14 protein-coding genes are annotated in these 15,719 nt (G+C 48.0%); 1 reads left to right on the top strand and 13 read right to left on the bottom strand.

The window, feature by feature from the left end; genetic code table 11:
* Positions 1-72: 72 nt before the first annotated feature.
* The 13 genes from BW931_RS01945 to BW931_RS01885 all read right to left on the bottom strand — a co-directional run bounded on the left by BW931_RS01945 (position 73) and on the right by BW931_RS01885 (position 14,905).
* Positions 73-474: a secondary thiamine-phosphate synthase enzyme YjbQ gene (locus tag BW931_RS01945; protein ID WP_076569522.1), complete on the bottom strand. Its 402-nt coding sequence runs from the start codon at positions 472-474 to the stop codon at positions 73-75.
* A 2-nt stretch (positions 475-476) separates the two neighbouring features.
* Positions 477-1,442, bottom strand: a complete 966-nt coding sequence (dapF, locus tag BW931_RS01940) for a diaminopimelate epimerase (protein WP_084193825.1) — start codon at positions 1,440-1,442, stop codon at positions 477-479.
* A 39-nt stretch (positions 1,443-1,481) separates the two neighbouring features.
* Positions 1,482-3,503 (bottom strand): iron ABC transporter permease, encoded by a 2,022-nt coding sequence (locus BW931_RS01935; protein ID WP_076569518.1) that lies wholly within the window; start codon positions 3,501-3,503, stop codon positions 1,482-1,484.
* Positions 3,504-3,566: 63 nt separating this feature from the next.
* The gene (locus BW931_RS01930) at positions 3,567-4,592 is read right to left on the bottom strand and encodes an ABC transporter substrate-binding protein (protein ID WP_076569516.1); all 1,026 of its coding nucleotides are present in this window, start codon (positions 4,590-4,592) and stop codon (positions 3,567-3,569) included.
* Between the two features lie 242 nt (positions 4,593-4,834).
* The gene (leuD, locus tag BW931_RS01925) at positions 4,835-5,419 is read right to left on the bottom strand and encodes a 3-isopropylmalate dehydratase small subunit (protein WP_076569514.1); all 585 of its coding nucleotides are present in this window, start codon (positions 5,417-5,419) and stop codon (positions 4,835-4,837) included.
* Complete coding sequence (gene leuC / locus BW931_RS01920) at positions 5,419-6,837, bottom strand: 3-isopropylmalate dehydratase large subunit (protein ID WP_008589544.1); 1,419 nt, start codon at positions 6,835-6,837, stop codon at positions 5,419-5,421. Before leuC ends, leuD begins: the two co-directional genes overlap by 1 nt.
* Positions 6,838-6,855: 18 nt before the next feature.
* Positions 6,856-7,962: a 3-isopropylmalate dehydrogenase gene (leuB, locus tag BW931_RS01915; protein WP_076569511.1), complete on the bottom strand. Its 1,107-nt coding sequence runs from the start codon at positions 7,960-7,962 to the stop codon at positions 6,856-6,858.
* A gap of 18 nt (positions 7,963-7,980) precedes the next feature.
* Positions 7,981-9,522 (bottom strand): 2-isopropylmalate synthase, encoded by a 1,542-nt coding sequence (locus tag BW931_RS01910; protein WP_076569508.1) that lies wholly within the window; start codon positions 9,520-9,522, stop codon positions 7,981-7,983.
* Positions 9,515-10,543: a ketol-acid reductoisomerase gene (ilvC, locus tag BW931_RS01905; RefSeq protein WP_076569506.1), complete on the bottom strand. Its 1,029-nt coding sequence runs from the start codon at positions 10,541-10,543 to the stop codon at positions 9,515-9,517. Before ilvC ends, BW931_RS01910 begins: the two co-directional genes overlap by 8 nt.
* Positions 10,544-10,564: 21 nt before the next feature.
* On the bottom strand, positions 10,565-11,086 hold the full coding sequence (gene ilvN / locus BW931_RS01900; RefSeq protein WP_008589537.1) for an acetolactate synthase small subunit: 522 nt from the start codon (positions 11,084-11,086) through the stop codon (positions 10,565-10,567).
* Entirely contained in the window at positions 11,083-12,813 is a 1,731-nt protein-coding gene (gene ilvB, locus BW931_RS01895) for a biosynthetic-type acetolactate synthase large subunit (protein ID WP_076569505.1), read from the bottom strand. The genes ilvN and ilvB overlap by 4 nt, the downstream gene beginning before the upstream one ends.
* Before the next feature lie 366 nt (positions 12,814-13,179).
* Positions 13,180-14,085 carry a branched-chain-amino-acid transaminase gene (gene ilvE, locus BW931_RS01890; protein ID WP_008589532.1) on the bottom strand — a complete coding sequence of 302 codons (906 nt, stop codon included), beginning with the start codon at positions 14,083-14,085 and terminating at the stop codon, positions 13,180-13,182.
* Positions 14,086-14,530: 445 nt separating this feature from the next.
* Positions 14,531-14,905 carry a PH domain-containing protein gene (locus tag BW931_RS01885; RefSeq protein ID WP_008589530.1) on the bottom strand — a complete coding sequence of 125 codons (375 nt, stop codon included), beginning with the start codon at positions 14,903-14,905 and terminating at the stop codon, positions 14,531-14,533.
* 304 nt (positions 14,906-15,209) lie between these two features.
* On the opposite strand from BW931_RS01885, the gene ectA reads away from it, so the two are divergent.
* A complete protein-coding gene (gene ectA, locus BW931_RS01880; RefSeq protein WP_076569503.1) occupies positions 15,210-15,716 on the top strand; it encodes a diaminobutyrate acetyltransferase in 507 nt (168 codons plus the stop codon).
* Positions 15,717-15,719: the final 3 nt, after the last annotated feature.

Genomic DNA, 15,719 nt, shown 5'->3' with positions numbered 1-15,719 from the left:
CCCGGATACTGGTATCCGGGGGGTTCCTTTAATATGATTCGCTGACAACTCCTGCGTTATTCCGTTCGTTGTTCAGCCTTCCATTATTTTGATGGCTACTTTCCTGGACCTCGGGCCGTCGAATTCGCAGAAATAGACTCCCTGCCAGGTACCGAGCACAAGTTTTCCGTCGTCTACGAGTAACGTCTGGGAGTGGCCGAGGGTACTTGTTTTTAAATGAGAAGCAGTATTGCCCTCTGCGTGCAGATCTTTACGGTGCGTCCATGGATACACTTCATCCAGGCGCATCAGCATATCTTTTTTGACATCCGGATCTGCATTTTCATTTACGGTAATACCGGCTGTCGTATGCATGGATTGAACAATCACTATACCGTTCCGGAGATTGCTTTTTTGTAATTGCTCTTCTATCTGCTCCGTGATGTCCACCATTTCACTGTGGGAAGAGGTAGTTACAGAAATCGTTTCAAGCATGCTTACAGTCCTCCTTCTGTCTTAGCGAACTCTCTCAGCTCACTATATCGCTCATTTTCTTCCGTGTGTACATGATGCGGAGATTCTTCAAAAGACTGAGTAGAGATATCCACCCTTACTTCCGCTTCGTATACATAAGTAGCATTACCCTGAAGCTCCACTTTGTATTCCTCATTATCATGCACGATACATTGAACCATTCCGCCTTTGTTCATAACCGTAACAGGGAGGTCAGGATTATTTCCTGCAACTATGACCGAAACGATGCTCGAAGCTGACATGGCCGTACCGCAGGCATTCGTGAGTCCCACCCCGCGTTCGTAAGTCTGTACAAAGATTTTGTTGTCATCAATTTTTCTAACAAAACTGACGTTTACACCATTCGGAAACAGGTGAGGCGAATTATTCGCTTTTTTTCCGATGTTTTCAAGAACTTCTTCATCCAGCTCCGTAACCACCGATACTATATGAGGATTTGGTACACTAAGGGCGGTGAACGTCTGATCTTCTGTCAGGTCACGGAGGACAGTGTCCACGACCTGTTCCGACTCCGCTTCCATTGGGAGGGAAGACGCAGAAAATGAAACAGGTTCAATTGCGACGGAGAAAGTCGCTATCCCTTCATAAATGTCACTCACCCGCTCTACCGGGAGTACAGCTTTCGCCGTTTCTATATGCACTTTCTCTTTTCCGGTTTCCTCTATAATATAACGGGCTACACAACGGAGACCGTTTCCGCACATCTCCGCTTCACTGCCATCCGAGTTGAACATACGCATACACACTTCAGCCTTACTGCTTGAAAGTACATAGAGGATACCATCCGAACCGATGCCTTCAAGCCGGTCACTGAGAAGGAGAGCCACTTCCTTTCTGTCCTCATCTGTTAAACTTTCTTCTAATTTCCTTTCATCTATCATAATAAAATCGTTGTCCGAACCATGACATTTAATATACGGTATATCCACAAATATTCCTCCTGTTTTTGTCTTTCATCATATCATATATCAGGCAGATCTTCGCTTCATCAGCCAGAGGAAGTAAGGAGCGCCGAGAACAGCTACGAGAATGCCGGATGGTATCTCAGCCGGAGCCAAAAGAGTCCGGCTGAACAGATCAGCCACCACCAGAAGAAGTCCCCCTATCATCATCGCTACCGGAAGCAGCCGCTGATTAACTGTACCTACAAAGAGACGTGCCGCATGGGGGGCGATCAGACCGATAAATCCGATGGCTCCGACAGCTGCAACGCTGCTCGCAGCCAGGAGCGTCGCTATTAGTGCCATTTGAAAACGGACTGAACGCACATCCAGACCAAGCCCTTTCGCAGTGTCATCCCCAAGGGCCAGAACGTCCAGCTTCCTGATGTAGAAGAAAAGGACAGGAATCAAAAGCAATACCGGCCATAACAAGTAACTGAGCCATTCACCGTATCCTGTTGCATACGTCGTGCCGGAGAGCCATGTCAAAGCCGAGGCAACACCCAGATCGGCACGGACCACCAGAATCTGGATGATCGCCTGACCGAAAGCACTTACTCCGATACCGAGAAGTGCAAGCATCGTCGGCTGGAACTCCATTTTAGCCCCGAGAGCCATGACGATAATAAAGAATACGATCGCTCCTGCCATAGCCCCAAGCGGTATCCAGGCAGCGGAGACGGAAAAGACGTACATGGTTAACAGCGCTCCTACGCCGGCCCCGGAAGTGATACCAATCACCGAAGGATCCGCCAGCGGGTTCCTGAGTACGCCCTGAAAAATCAGTCCGCTGACAGCAAGTATAGCCCCGCTCGTAAATGCCACAATCGCCCGTGGCAGCCTGAGTTCCAAAATGTAATTACGGATAAATGATTCCGCTTCTCCCTGGAAAACTGCTATCGTCTGGGCAGGATCGAACCCGTAATTACCGGTCGACATACTGACGAACAGAACCAGTAAAACAAGTATCGAAAAAATCGGCAATAACACCCGAAGTCTCATCTGAACAAGGGAAGACCCGGCCATCACGGATCCTCCATCCGTGTTGCCACTGCGCTTCATTCGAAGGACCAGCCAAATCAACCACGGGGCACCGATCAGCGCAGTGATCGCTCCAACCGGAAGTTCCGAAAAGGAAGGATCGATATATCTTGCGAGGACGTCTGCCATCAGCAGTACGACCGCCCCCCATAAGAACGAACCGAGCAGAAGAGGGACGTGGGAACGAAAACCGATCAGTTTAATTATATGCGGGGCCACGAGCCCCACGAAACCGATAGGTCCTACGACGCTCACTGTTACCGAGGTAAGCAGTACACTTAGTATGATAGTCACAAATTTTACGGCTTTCACATTCTGACCGAGAGCAGTAGCCACCTCATCCCCGAGCTTCAGCGTATCCAGTTTCCGGGCAGCACCGAGTAAAAGGAGAAAAGCCGCCGTGACTACAGGAAGAGCGAACCGGACCCCGTCCCAGCTGTTCTGTACAAGAGTTCCCGATCCCCATAGAAACAATCCTTGAGTTTCATTTTCATAAAATATCTGCAGGACGCTCGTCAGAGAAGAAAACAGGAATGTCACTATCATACCGGCAAGAACCATCCGCACCGGGGTGGCATCACCTCCGCCGGATAGTATATAAACGATTAAAAACGTAACTACTCCTCCGATAAAAGCGGTAATAATACCGTTCATTATCATAGCAAACGGGAAGAAAATAGTAGTCACTATCACGGCGAAATATGTTCCCGAATGAATACCGAGTGTACTGGCGGAGGAGAGAGGGTTCTTCGTTACAGTTTGTAAAACTGCTCCCGAAACAGCCAGGGCCCCACCGGCTACAATACCCATGACAGCTCTCGGCAGTCTCAGAACTCTGATGGTATGGTGTTCCAAAGTGTCTTCGGGAGAAAAAACGGCTTCGAACACCGTCCATACGGGTATGGAAATATTCCCCTGATTAATATGTATCCAGGTCAGCAGTATCAGTAAAAATAAGCCTCCGCCGAAAACCAGAAAAGTTTTCAAGGCCATTGCCCGATTTATCATAACCAATCCTTCTTTCCTTATACAGCAGAAAGACGCGCATCATTTACTGCGCGCCTTTTCCGTTTATTTCTTATTTCCTTCGATTGTAGCATCTGCAACCTGTGTTGCAAGTTTCTCAGCCGAAATCGGACCGCCGAACGTCCATGTATCCCCCGGCATCTTATACATACGATCCTGCTTCACGAATTCAAGCTCTTCCCAGACCGGGTTACCCGCCAACTGATCAGAAAAGATATTGTCGTCTTCCTGAACAATGTAGTAGAAGTGGGAGTCCTGATAGTTTTGCAACGTTTCTACTGTCGTTTCCGTATAACCGTATATTTCAAGTTCGTCCGAGGAATGGGAGTTTTCGAGCCCCAGTTCGCCCATTACCTGAGCTACCATCGAATTGTCCGTAAATAGTCTCAGCGTAGGAGTATTCTGAGCAGTGAACGCCTGAGTCATTACGTAGTTGATGTCACCGACTCCGGCTTCCTCAAGACGCTTCGCTTGTTTTTCAAAATGACTGTTCATCTCGTCCAGTCTTTTACTGGCTGCTTCTTCTTTCCCCAGAATTTTACCCATCGTTTTAAGATCGGACTTCATGGAAGCCATCTGGTTTTCTGCATTCTCTTTAGAATAAGGAGAAAACATTACAGTCGGAGCGATTTCTTCCAGCTGTTTTTGGATTCCTTCGTGGCGGAACTTGACCCCTACAATAAGATCGGGATCAAGACGGGAGATAGCCTCCAGGTTCGGCTCCTGTCTCGTTCCTACATCTTCGACATTTTCACCGAGTTCTTTACCGGTGTCCACCCATTTACCGAATCCTTCTTTGTCCGCAACTCCTGCCGGCTCTGTGTCCAGTGCCTGCATATGTTCCGCATAACTCCATTCGAGAACGACGACTTTTTCCGGAGTTCCTTCTATCGTTTTCTCTCCCGTCGCATCTTCTATCGTCACACTGCGGGAGTCGTCCTTGCTTTCTTCTTTACCGGATTGTTCTTCGTTTTCTTTATTACTATCCCCTGACTTCTCTTCGTTTCCTCCACAAGCTGCCAGCACAACAGCCAGGAAAGAAAGGACTGCAATCATCCAAATCTTTTTCATTGGTCCCTCTCCTCTACATATGTAATTGAGATATATTCTCATCTACACGTAAGGTTATATAAAAACAGTGAAAAAGTCAATGATATTTATTCTCAATTACGTTCCATATTTACAGAGATGTCTCCGTTTAAAAGTTGGGATGTCGCACATCACTGAGGAAGGAATACAGAAGGTTTCAGAGCAATTGTCCGTTATAAAAAGAAAAAAACCGAACGTCGGAGTTCGGTTTTGCACGTACTATTTTAGCTCTGCTGATTTTCAAAAGCTGAAATCGCGTCATCATACGTCAACGTAACAGATATTTCATCCCATCCATTAAGCAGCATATTTTTGTGGTATTCGTCAATTTCGAATGTTGCCGACCACCCTGTACCATCAAATACTATCTGGTCGACAAGGTCAATGCTGAGATAACACTCACCGCCCTCGGCACGGTCCATAATCTGCGATACCTCTTCTCCCTTCAGCTGAACTGGCAGAATACCATTCTTAAAACAGTTACTGTAGAAGATATCAGCGAAACTCGGCGCAATGACAGCGCGGAAGCCGTAATCCTGAATTGCCCATGGAGCGTGTTCCCGTGAAGAACCGCAGCCGAAATTTTCACCGGCGACAAGAACGGAAGCGTCCTGATACTCAGGATAGTTCAGGGAAAAATCGTCACGAAGATTTCCGTCATCATCGTAGCGCCAGTTGTAGAAAAGAAATTTCCCGAAGCCTTTCCGTTCAATACGTTTCAGAAACTGTTTGGGTATTATCTGATCCGTGTCTACATTAGCCCGGTTCAGAGGATAAACAAGACCCGAATGTCTCACAAAAGCTTCCATCAAATCACCCTTTCAGCAGCCGAAGTATAGTTACGCACATCTACGAAATGACCCTCTACAGCTGCGACAGCTGCCATTTCAGGGCTGACCAGATGCGTTCTGGCTCCATTTCCCTGACGGCCTTCAAAGTTACGGTTCGAGGTGGAAGCACAGTGTTCACCGGGAGGGACGATATCATCGTTCATACCGAGACACATACTGCACCCGGCAGATCTCCACTCAAAACCGGCTTCCGTAAAAATCCGATCGAGACCCTCTGTTTCCGCTTCCTGTTTTACAGCAAACGAACCGGGCACTACCATAGCTCTTATCCCCTCGTGAACTTTTCGACCCTCGATCATCCTGGCCGCTTTTCTTAAGTCGGCGAGACGGGCGTTCGTACAGGAACCGATGAATACATGCTGCAGTTCAATGGATTCAATCGGCTGATTCGGTTCAAGCCCCATATACTCAAGGGCTCTTCTTACACCATCTTCGTCGTCCGTAACTGTCTCCGGATCGGGAACCGAAGCGGAAACCGGAACACACTGGGAAGGGTTCGTCCCCCAGGACACCTGTGGTTCGATTTCATCTGCGTTGATTTCCACTGTAGAATCATAAACGGCTCCTTCGTCCGTAGCCAGAGCCAGCCATTCTTTCTTAGCCTTCTCAAACTCTTCACCTTTCGGAGCATGTCTCCTGCCTTCCACAAATTGGACAGTTTTTTCGTCAGGACTGATCAGACCGGCACGGGCTCCTGCCTCAATGGACATATTACAGACTGTCATGCGTTCTTCCATAGACATTTCCCTGATCGCTTCCCCGGTATATTCCATGATGTACCCGGAACCGAAGCGGACGCCGAATTTTGCTATAATAGCAAGGATGAGATCTTTCGCGGTCACCCCGGTTCCCAGGTTTCCATTCACTTTCACCTGCATTGTTTTGGGAGGAGCCTGCCACAGGGTCTGTGTGGAAAGCACATGCTCCACTTCGCTCGTCCCGATCCCGAAAGCGATGGCCCCGAAAGCTCCGTGTGTCGAGGTGTGGCTGTCTCCGCACACGATTGTTTTGCCGGGCTGGGTCAACCCGAGCTCAGGGCCGATAATGTGAACGATCCCCTGGTCCGGGTGATGAATGTCAGCAAGGGAGACACCGAACTCCTCACAGTTCTCTTCCAAAGTTTCCATCTGTTTTTTCGAAACGGCATCTTTGATGACGTTACGATGAATAGTAGGAACATTATGATCCATCGTAGCAAACGTCAGATCCGGTCTTCTTACTTTACGGCTGTTCATCCGCAGACCTTCAAAGGCCTGGGGTGATGTCACTTCGTGTACCAGGTGGAGGTCGATGTACAGGAGATCCGGCTTCCCCTCCTCCTGGTGTACGACATGTTTATTCCAGATTTTCTCTATGATAGTTTCAGGTTGACTCATACCGGTTTCTCCTTTCCATCAGGCATAACAGCGCATAATGTTGACCGTTGTATCCTCTGAGGTAATTTGTTCGATAACTTTTCTTGTAAGATCCGTACATCCAAGTTCCGTGCCGTTCACAACGGAAAGATCAGCCGTATGATAACCGGCATCGAGAACTTCCTGGACCGCTTTCTCAATATGTTCCGCTTCTTTCTCCATATGGAAAGAGTGTTTGAGCATCATTGCGGCTGATAAAATCATCGCTAGCGGATTGGCTTTATCTTCTCCTGCGATATCAGGGGCTGAACCGTGGACGGGTTCATAAAGACCGGTGCCGTCCTCCCTGAGACTGGCAGAAGGCAGAAGGCCGAGAGATCCGGTCAGTACACTTGCTTCATCACTTAAAATATCACCGAACATGTTTTCCGTTACGACTACGTCGAAATAAGTCGGGTCTGTCACCAGCTTCATTGCCGCTGCATCGACGAGCATGTGATCGACTTTCACATCGGGGTAGTCCGCCCTTTTCTCCTCTACTATTTCTCGCCACATACGACTGGATTCAAGCACGTTCGCTTTATCCACCGAAGTCAGCTGCTTGCGCCGCTTCCGGGCACTTTCAAATCCCTGTTCCACAATCCGTTCGATTTCTTTTCTTGAGTAGGAAAGGGTATCGACCACCCCTTCTCCGTCTTCACTTCTTTCCTGTGGTTCGCCGAAGTACAGCCCCCCTGTAAGTTCACGTACAATCAGAAGGTCGCTGCCTTCCACCACTTCTTTTTTCAGTGGTGACGCGTGCAGCAGCTGTCTGAATCCTTTCACGGGACGAAGGTTCGCGAATAAACCGAGTTGCTTTCTAATACCGAGAAGTCCCTGTTCCGGACGTCCGGAACCGGGCAGATGGTCCCAGGAAGGGCCGCCGACAGCCCCGAGAAGAACGGCGTCGGCTTCCTCTGCAGCCTCCACTGTTTCCCGGGGTAATGGGTCCCCCATCTCATCAATCGCCGCGCCTCCGATGAGCTTCTCCTCGAACGTAAAGTGATGGCCATTCCTTTCTGCCACAGCTTCCAGAACAAGGCGGGCCGACTCCATCACTTCTTTTCCTATTCCGTCTCCCGGCAACAATACAACATGTTTATTCATTGACCTCTCCTCCTTATATTATGCTTCTTTCACAGGAACACGTTCGTGTTTATACAGGGTACGGTTTACAGCATTCAGAAACGCATTAGCCGAAGCTTCGAGAACATCCTGTGCGGATCCTCTGCCGGATGTTTTCTCTCCGTTCACCGTCATCTGCACATGCACTTCCGCTAACGCATCACGGCCCCGACCTATGGAACTGAGCTGATAGTCTTCGAGATGAATGTCTTCGTCAACGAGCGCATCAATTGTATTATAAAGAGCTTCGACACTCCCTTCTCCGGTATGAGCCTTCTCGGTATCTTCCCCATCCGGACGATTCAGCATGACCGTGGCGGTAGGACGGCTCATATTTCCGTAATGAACCTGGAACGCATGCATTTTGTATTGAGGCATGTGGCCCATTTCCGTCTGTTTATCCGTAAGAATTGCGAAAATATCTTCGTCTGTCACTTCTTTCTTCTTCCCGGTGAGATCTTTGAAAGTCATAAAGGCATCTTTCAATTTCTCTTCCGGGAGATTAAGAAAACCGAGTTCTTCCGCTTTTCCGGCAAAAGCGTGCCGGCCCGAATGTTTTCCAAGCACCAGGCTATTGGAATCGATTCCTACCATGGAAGGGGTGATGATTTCATACGTGGAAGCTTCTTTCAGTACACCATCCTGATGAATGCCCGACTCATGAGCGAAAGCGTTCCGGCCGACGACCGCTTTGTTTCCGGGTACGGCCATCCCCGTAAGTCTGGAGACGAGGTCACTCGTGCGTTTCGTCTCTTTCAAATTGATGTTGATAGATTTTTTGTAAAAATCTTTCCTTATCTCGAGAGCGATGGCGACTTCCTCGATTGCTGCATTACCGGCCCGCTCCCCGATACCATTGATTGTGCCTTCGACCTGGGTGGCTCCATTTTCGATAGCGGCAATAGTATTGCTGACAGCCATACCCATATCATCATGGCAGTGAGCGGAAAGGTCGGCTTTCTGGACATTCGGCACGTTTTCCCTGATGTAACGGAACATAGCGCCGTACTCTGCCGGGGTGGTGTACCCGACGGTATCCGGCAGGTTAATGACTGTTGCTCCTGCATCGATTACTTTTTCGATAATACGTACGAGAAAATCAAGATCCGATCTCGAAGCATCTTCCGCCGACCACTGTACGTGAGTGAAGCGTTCTTTCGCATAGGTTACAGCTTCCACAGCCTGGCTGATCACTTCCTCTTCGGTTTTCATCAGCTTATGCTTCATATGAATGGGAGAGGTGGCAAGAAAAACATGGATCCTCGGCTCTGCAGCGTATTGCAATGCATTCCAGCAGGCATCGATATCTTTTTTGTGACAACGGGCCAGCCCGGTAACCGATGCATTTTTTACCGTCTGGGCAATTTCTTTCACCGATTCGAAATCCTCAGTGGAGGAAACCGGGAATCCGGCTTCCATAATATCCACTCCGAAGCGGTCGAGCTGTTTGGCGATTTCAAGTTTTTCGAGACGATTCAGGTTCACTCCCGGAGATTGCTCTCCGTCTCTTAGTGTCGTATCGAAAACGTTTATATCAGCCATGATTTACCACTTCCTTCTCTTTTTCGGATTTGCCTTTGACAAACGGCATCAGTTTACGAAGTTCCCGGCCCACTTCCTCAATCTGACTGTTATTCTCACGTCTGCTTATTGCTTCAAACTCAGGACGGTTCGCTTTATTCTCGAGGATCCAGCCTTTTGCAAATTTACCGGTCTGAATGTCTTCAAGCACTTCTTTCATGCGGGCTTTCGTTTCATCATTGATTACGCGGGGACCGGAGACGAAATCGCCCCATTGAGCCGTATCCGAAACGGAGTAACGCATGTTTTCAATTCCGCCCTCATACATAAGGTCGACAATCAGCTTCAGTTCGTGGAGACATTCGAAGTAAGCGACTTCCGGCTGATATCCTGCTTCTGTCAATGTTTCGAAACCTGCTTTCACGAGGTTGGAAACTCCTCCACAGAGGACTGCCTGTTCTCCGAACAAGTCCGTTTCGGTTTCCTCCTGGAAGCTCGTTTCAAGAACCCCGGCGCGTCCGCCGCCGATTCCTTTAGCATACGCAAGGGCAATATCTTTCGCCTGATTGCTCGGGTCCTGTTCTACCCCGATAAGAGCAGGTACGCCGGCCCCCTCTTCAAATGTACGACGCACGAGGTGACCCGGGCCTTTCGGGGCTACAAGGAACACATCAACATCCGACGGCGGGACTACCTGATTGAAATGAACATTAAATCCGTGTGCGAAAGCAAGTGCATTTCCTGCTTCAAGGTTCGGTTTGATCTGCTCTTCGAAAACTGTCGGCTGATACTCATCCGGCAGAAGGACCATCACAACGTCTGCTGCTTTCGTCGCTTCCGCTACCGATTTCACTTCCACTCCGTCCTGTTCCGCTTTGTCCCAGGACTTTCCTTTACGGAGACCTACTACTACGTCGAAGCCGCTTTCCTTAAGATTCAGGGCATGAGCATGACCCTGGGAGCCATAACCGATCACAGCCACTTTTTTGTTCTGCAGTACCTCTTCATTGATATCATTGTGATAATAAACTGTCGTTGTCATATTTAACATCCTCCTCGATAATTAGTTCAAAATAGAATAAGGTTTCACTTCTGTCTGATGCAACTGCTGCCCTCTCGTGAAGGCTGTAAGCCCCGTCCGGGCCAGTTCTTTCAGCCCGTATGGCCTTAACAACTCGATCATCGCATCCACCTTGTCCGAATTTCCGGTTATCTGTACCGTCATACTTTCTTTACTTACATCGATGACAGTTGCCCGGAAAGGTTCGATGATGGCCTGAAGCTCACCCCGCTGTTGCGGGGTAGTGAGCACTTTTATCATAGCCAGCTCTCTCGCCACGATCTGTTTATCCGTAATATCCGATACTTTAATTACGTCAATCTGTTTGTTCAGCTGTTTGGAAAACTGTTCAAGTTTCCGCTCATCTTCCACATCTACCACGAACGTCATTTTCGAGACTCCGTCGGTTTCCGTACGCCCGACAGATATACTTTCGATATTGAACTGCCGCTTGGACAGCAGTCCGGTCACACGGTTCAAAACCCCGCTCCGGTTATGGACAACCGCTGTTATTATTCGCTTCAAGGCTTGCTCACTCCAATCATTTCGTGACTTCCCTTTCCGGGAGCTATCATCGGATAGACGTTTTCCTGCTGTACCACCCGGCAATCGATAACCGCCGGCTTATCGCTGTTCAGAATACCACCGAGCTCCCGGTCGATTTCCTGGATGCTTTCCATCTTATAGCCGTGCAGTCCGTAGGCTTCAGCCATTTTCACGAAATCCGGCTGAGTATCTATGATGGAATGGGAATAACGTTTGTCATAAAATTTCTCCTGCCACTGCCTTACCATTCCGAGAGCCTGGTTATTGACGATTATGATCTTCACCGGAAGTCCCCTTTCCTGAAGCAGTGACATTTCCTGCATCGTCATTTGAAAACCTCCGTCTCCGACGATGGCTACCACAGTAGAGTCTTTATCAGCAATCTGTGCTCCAATAGCTGCAGGAAAACCGAAGCCCATCGTTCCGAGACCTCCTGAAGTCACCCACCGGTCCGGGCGATTGAAGGTGTAATATTGGGCCGCCCACATCTGATGCTGACCGACATCTGTCGTTACTACCGCTTCTCCGTCCGTAAACTGGTGAACCTTTCTGAGTAAATACTGAGGAAGAATGACATCCTCCGACTCGTTATGCCAGAGTGGATAGTTCTGTTTGTTACTTTCCAGTTTTTCCACCCATTCCGCGTGATCGAGGGTGGCGGGTTCCAGTTCGTTCAGTTTATCCAGTGCTTTTCTCGCATCCGATACTATAGGGATCTCCGTAGGTACGTTCTTACCTATTTCAGCCGGATCGATGTCGATGTGAGCGATTCTCGCGTTCGGAGCGAAATGCTGAAGATTTCCTGTAAGCCTGTCATCGAAGCGCCCGCCTATGTTAATAAGAAGATCACATTCATAAAGAGACATATTCGCAGCATACGTTCCGTGCATCCCTGCCATTCCCAGAAACCGGTGGTGGTCTCCAGGAAAAGCGCCGAGACCGAGAAGGGTGGATGTGACGGGCAGGTCGTAATTGCTGACGAATGATTTCAAAGCTTCCGTCCCCCCTGCATGGAGTATGCCGGCACCTGTCAGAACTACAGGCTTCCTTGCGCCTATAAGAGCTTCACGCAGTTTGTTGATCTGCAGAGGGTTAGGCCGGACCGTCGGTTGATATCCCGGTAAATGGAATTCGTTTTTTACGTCCCTTTCGAACACCGTCGCCGAAATATCCTTAGGGATGTCGACCACTACAGGTCCCGGCCTTCCGGTTGCAGCGATATGAAAGGCTTCATTAACGATACGGGGCAATTCTTCGAGATCCTGAACCTGATAGTTGTGTTTCGTAATCGGAGTCGTTATACCCATAACGTCCGATTCCTGAAAAGCATCCGTCCCTATGACGTTCTTGGCAACCTGTCCGGTGAAAATTACAAGAGGCAGAGAGTCCATCATAGCGTCCGCAATACCTGTAATCAGATTAGTTGCCCCGGGACCGGATGTGCCGATGACTACTCCCGGCTTACGGGAAACTCTGGCATACCCTTCAGCTGCATGTATCCCTCCCTGCTCATGTCTCGGCAGCACATGGTCAAAACTTCCATCAGCCCGGTATAACGCGTCGTAAATCGGAAGTACGGCTCCTCCCGGATAGCCGAATATCGTTTCGACTTTCTGTTCAATCAACGCTTCCACCAGTAGATCTGCCCCTGTCTTTATCGTCTGCTGTTTGCCTTCTGCCGGTTTCGGTTCTGTGCTGGCCCTCATATTCATCATCCTCCTGTCTTAATGATTTTCGGTATAAATAAAAAACCTTTCCGTCCCTCTACAGTTCATCCCGCAGGCCACATTGAAGCCTCGGGATATCCGGTAAAGGGGCGGAAAGGTCTTGCTTTCCACGGTACCACCCTTGTTTTGCAAAGTTTCAGCTTTGCCTTATGAAACAGAATGCTTCTGTTTCTTTTGGTAACGGGTGAGTGACACCCGGCTCCGCCTACTGGGTCTTACCGTTCAGCATGAGCACTCAGGGACGATGTCGATTTAAGACGTATTGTCAGGCTTTCAGCAACCCTGACTCTCTGTGAATACGATCCCCTAAACCTTTCTTCCCGTCATCGCTTTGCATATCCTTTTTTAACCGGCCTGGACTTTTTCGCCGGAAGGGTAAACTTTATGTCCATCTTTCGTCGTTACTTTCCTGAATTCGGAAAGGAGGTGGTTGGTAATGGTTCCCGGTTTTCCGTCACCGATAATGCGCCTGTCCACTTCCACCGCTGCAATAACTTCGGCCGCAGTTCCCGTCAGGAACACTTCATCCGCTACGTATACGTCATGTCTCGTAAAAGGTTGTTCCATTATCTGGTAGCCAAGCTCATCCGCTATATCGATAATGGCATTCCTCGTAATTCCTTCGAGAGCTCCCAGATATACGGGAGGAGTGTAAATCTTTCCGTTCTTTACAATAAATACGTTGTCAGCAGATCCTTCCGTCACATAGCCCTGGTCATTCAGCATGAGGGCTTCATCCACCCCTGCCTGGTTCGCTTCCATCTTAACGAGAATGTTGTTCAGATAGTTCAGCGATTTAACCTGCGGAGGAAGGACGTCGGGTCTGTTACGTCGACTGGCAACGGAAGCGAGGCGTACCCCTCTTTCGTAAAGTTCTTTCGAGAATAAGGAAAGTGCTTCAGCAATGACTACCAGCCGCGGCTTTGAACAGGAGACAGGATTTAAACCGAGATCCCCGATGCCCCGGGATACGACTACACGGATGTAAGCTGATTCCAGTTCATTCTTACGGATCGTTTCCGCAATAATCTCCTCCAGCTCCTCTTTACTGTAAGGAATCTCCAGCATGACCGATTTAGCCGAATCATACAGCCGGTTGAGATGTTCATCCAGTTTAAAGATATTTCCTTCATATGCCCTGATACCTTCGAACACCCCATCTCCATATAGAAAACCGTGATCGTAAACCGAGATTGATGCTTCCTGTTTCGTTACGAATTCGCCACTTAAAAATATCCACTGGCTGCTCATCTGTAGCACTCCTTTCTGTATGTAAATTCCTTCTATTGATTATGCTTTACGTCTTAATTTAAAAGGGGGACCCTGATCACTATCTTTCAATAGATGAATCAGGGTCAGGAAAAGAGGTCTTTTCCAAACAGATCGCCCCGCTCCGACGAGAGCGAAATGTTTATTGATGATTACTCTAATACTCTTCATGACAAAGGTCAATAACAAATGCACAATTTTTCTGAACAATTAAAATTATCAAAATAATAGTAACCGCTTACATCCGCGTCACAATTGATTTAAAGCGGTAAAGCGTTTTTTCTTTTTTTCTTTTTTATCTTAAAAACACCGGCAGTCATGGAAGAACTTGAACCCGGATCCGCAGAATTTCTAATAAAAAAATCCACCCGCACAAAGCATGTTGCTGCGGATGAATCAATGATGTTCAGTGCCGGGTATTCACCTGTTACAGGGTATAACTCGCAAGTGCTCTGTGGACCTCGGCAATATTATTGCCTTTTTTGAACTGTTTCATCACAGGCTCCGGCGTACCGCTCAACCATATACGGAGTTCCGATTCCATATCGAACGTACCGGCTGTTTCCACACTGAAGTGTGTGATGCTTCTGTAAGGTATGGAATGGTACTCCACTTTTTTTCCGGTCATCCCCTGTTTATCCACTAGAATGAGGCGTTTGTTCGTAAACAGGAACAGATCGCGGAAGACATTGTATCCACTATCCACTTCTTCTCCCTCTGTGAGAATATCCTCCATTTCACTCTCCAGTTTATCCAGATCAACTTCCGACGCATTCCCCATCAGATTATCAATAAATCCCATTCCACTCATCCCCTTTTCAGATTCTTCTTACTTGTATCCCCTTCCTGCACACATTTAACACGTGCTTACATAAAATGCAAACCGCTTTTTTCAAGGATCACGCTGTATTTCGTACTAATCGTAAGCAAATAAAATCTTCCCGATAATTTATACATAAGAACGTAAAGCTTTAAAGATTTATTCCTTCTCATCATGAATAAACTGAGTTGATATATTTCTGAAAACTATCTAACATTGTAAGCGTGTTCTTAACAGAGCACAAATAAAAAAGTGAAACATTACTTGAAGGAGGACGATTATTCTGATGAAAACAGCTGCTAAAACGGCTGAGATCGTTTACGACAAACCGGTTGTCGAAGATGGTGCAGCTATGTGGAAGCTAGTCAATGAATCAACCCTCGATCAAAACTCTCCTTACAAATATATAATGATGTGTGAATTTTTCCAGGAAACGTGCGTTACAGCCAAAGAAAACGGCGAACTCGTCGGCTTTGTAACTGCATTTGTCCCTCCGGAAAAACCGGACGTTATTTTTGTATGGCAGATTGGTATCGGTGAAAATCAGCGAGGTAAAGGTATCGCTACCGGACTATTGAGAGAACTTACGAACCGCACCATCTCGGATGACGTGCGCTATCTCGAAGCTACCGTCACCCCTACCAATAAAGCATCGAAAGCCCTGTTCAAAGGGTTTGCCGACAAAAATAACGTAACCTGCACTGTAAACCCCTGTTTCGATAAAGATTTATTCCCCGGCGACGATCATGAAGAAGAACTTACGTATCGTATCGGTCCGTTGGACAAACAATAACCT

It is taken from the genome of Salimicrobium salexigens, from assembly GCF_900156705.1.
In the GTDB taxonomy this organism is placed as follows: domain Bacteria; phylum Bacillota; class Bacilli; order Bacillales; family Halobacillaceae; genus Salimicrobium; species Salimicrobium album.
This window is presented reverse-complemented; position numbering and strand designations above follow the sequence as displayed.